Origin of the sequence: Desulfoprunum benzoelyticum, from assembly GCF_014201505.1 — a bacterium.
Classification (GTDB): domain Bacteria; phylum Desulfobacterota; class Desulfobulbia; order Desulfobulbales; family Desulfocapsaceae; genus Desulfoprunum; species Desulfoprunum benzoelyticum.
In genome coordinates, this window is record NZ_JACHEO010000046.1 from 1 (window position 1) to 2,376 (window position 2,376).

A 2,376-nucleotide genomic window follows, 5' to 3' on the forward strand; every position below is an offset into this window, starting at 1 on the left:
CGGCATAGCGCAGCATGATCTTTAGTCTGTCCACGTTCCAGGGGAGCAGGGCCTCGTAGTCGGCGAGGGTGTGAGCCCTGGGCAAGTGCTCGAAGATATGGCGGAGGTAGCTGTACGGTTCGCAGTTGTTGGCCTTGGCGGTCTCGATCAGGCTATAGAGCATGGCGCTGGCCTCGGCTCCCTTGGGCGTTCCTGAGAACAGCCAGTTCTTGCGGCCGAGGACAAAGGGGCGAATGCCGTTTTCCGCCATGTTGTTGTCCGGGGTGACGATGGGGTCCTCGAGATAGACCAGCAACCGCTCCCATTGATTGAGGGCATAGCCGATCGCCTTGCCAAGCAGCCCCTTGGGCGGGGTCTGGGCATAACGCTTCCGCAGCCACTGGTGAAAGGCCTCCAGGATCGGCCGGGCTTTTTCCGCCCGCATGGTGCTGATGGTTTCCGGTGACCACCGTTTGACTCTGGCCTCGTTTTCGAGAGCGTAGAGCTGTTGGATGGTGGCCAGAGCCTGGTCGGCACTGCCTGAGGTGCGGTTTTTGCCCTGGGCCTTGATCACTTCCATGAACTTGCGGCGGACATGGGCCAGGCAGCCGGCATGACGGACCCCTGCCTGGTGGTCGAGGAAATCGTAGCCACTGAAGCCGTCGGTCTGGACGATGCCCTGATAGTCGCCGAGGAAGGTTCTGGCGACATCGCCGGCCCGGGTGGGATGATACTGATAGAGAAGCGCCGGCCGGTCCGGATCGCCCCGGCGGAAGAGCCACATGTACGAGGTGGCGGTGGCCGGCCGACCGGGCTCGGCCAGGACCTGGGTCGTGGTTTCGTCGATGTTGATCAGCCTTGCCGCCAGGATCTCGTCGTGGATGAGGTTGAGCAGGGGTACGCAGGCCTCGGCGGCCCGCATCGCCCAGTTGCTCATCGTGGCCCGGCTGATTTCCACCCCGAGCCGGGCAAAGATCTTCTCCTGCCGGTACAGGGGCAGATGATCGACGAACTTGGCGGTGAGGACATGGGCCAGAAGCCCCGGACTGACGATGGACTGGGGGATGATCTGCGGCGGCATCGGCAGGATCCGCACGGTCGGCCCCTCGTCCTCCACCCCTTCGCATTGACGGCAGGCATACTTGGGGCGGATGTGGCGCAGCACCTGGATGCGGGCCGGGATGATATCAAGCTGTTCGCTCACCTCTTCCCCGATCCGGCTCAAGGTGCAGCCGCAACCGCAGACCTTGTCCGCCTCGGGCAGGTCATGGATGATCTCCACCCGGGGCAGCTCCGGCGGCAGCGCCTTGCGGCCCGGTTTCTTGCGGTCATGCGACCCCACGGCGACCTTGGCCGGTTCGATGTGCTCGGGTTCGGGCAGATCGAACAGAAGCAGCTGCACCGAGGTGGAATCCGCGGGCAGCCGCTCGCTCCGCCGGCCAAACAAGAGCTGCCGCAAATGGCGGATCTGTTCGAGCAGGATCGAGGTCTGGCGCTCATGCCGCGCCTGCAGGGAGGCGATGATTTCCTGCAGAGCGGCCGGGTCGTCCGGTAATGTTTCGACGGGGGAATCCATGTGGTGGATATTAACATATATGCCTGATATTTCAATATTTATATGAGATTTTCAACGAATTTTCCCGTACCGGATCGTTCGGTGCGCCGCCTGGTCGATGGACAGGCCATCGAGCAGCCAACGCAACTCTCGGCCAGAGACCAGCCGCGCTGCCGATTCGCTGTCCGGCCAGCGAAACCGGTCCCGTTCCAGCCGCTTGTGCCACAGGCAGAAGCCGTTGTGGTCCCAGTAGAGGATTTTGACCGTGTCCCGCTTCCGGTTGCAGAATCCGAACAGATGGCCGGACAGCGGGTCCTGGTCCAACTGCCCGGCCACCAGGATGGCCAGGGTGTCGATGGACTTGCGCATGTCGGTGGCGCCTGGAGCCAGAAAGACCCTGACACCGCTGTCAACCGATATCATCACTGTTGCAGGACCCCGAGCAACCGCCTCAAGCTGGCCTCGTCGAAGTCGGGCTCGATCTCGAGCAGGCGATCCGGGCCGAGATGGAGACGGAATGGTGGGCATGAGCGCCGCAACAGGAGGGTTGAGCAGGTCGGCACCTCCACCAGCGCAGGCGGTAATGCGCTCCCGCTTGTCTGCCGGAGTTTGCGGACCCAGTAGGTCAGGGCGTGATAGGACAGGCGCTGCCGGCGACAGTATTCGCGGCGGGAAAGACCGCTCGCCTCGAGCGCCCGTACGTGCGCGGGCCAGACTCGGACGCCCGTCTTGGGATCGGACGATGATGCAATGTTCATAGTGAAGCTCCTCCATGATAAAAGGTGGTCCCACTATGACAGCTCAGTGCAGGGAAAAACAGATGCGGTTATTTTGACGGATAC

At 62.6% G+C, this 2,376-nt stretch carries 3 protein-coding genes; all 3 read right to left on the reverse strand.

The annotated features are described in order from the left end of the window. Positions 1-1,564: IS66 family transposase (tnpC, locus tag HNQ81_RS17205; RefSeq protein WP_435051626.1), on the reverse strand; the 1,564-nt coding region annotated here is incomplete at its 3' end. 42 nt (positions 1,565-1,606) lie between these two features. Next, complete coding sequence (gene tnpB, locus HNQ81_RS17210; RefSeq protein ID WP_183352657.1) at positions 1,607-1,957, reverse strand: IS66 family insertion sequence element accessory protein TnpB; 351 nt, start codon at positions 1,955-1,957, stop codon at positions 1,607-1,609. Beyond that, complete coding sequence (gene tnpA / locus HNQ81_RS17215; protein ID WP_183352658.1) at positions 1,957-2,292, reverse strand: IS66 family insertion sequence element accessory protein TnpA; 336 nt, start codon at positions 2,290-2,292, stop codon at positions 1,957-1,959. Before tnpA ends, tnpB begins: the two co-directional genes overlap by 1 nt. Positions 2,293-2,376 lie beyond the last annotated feature (84 nt).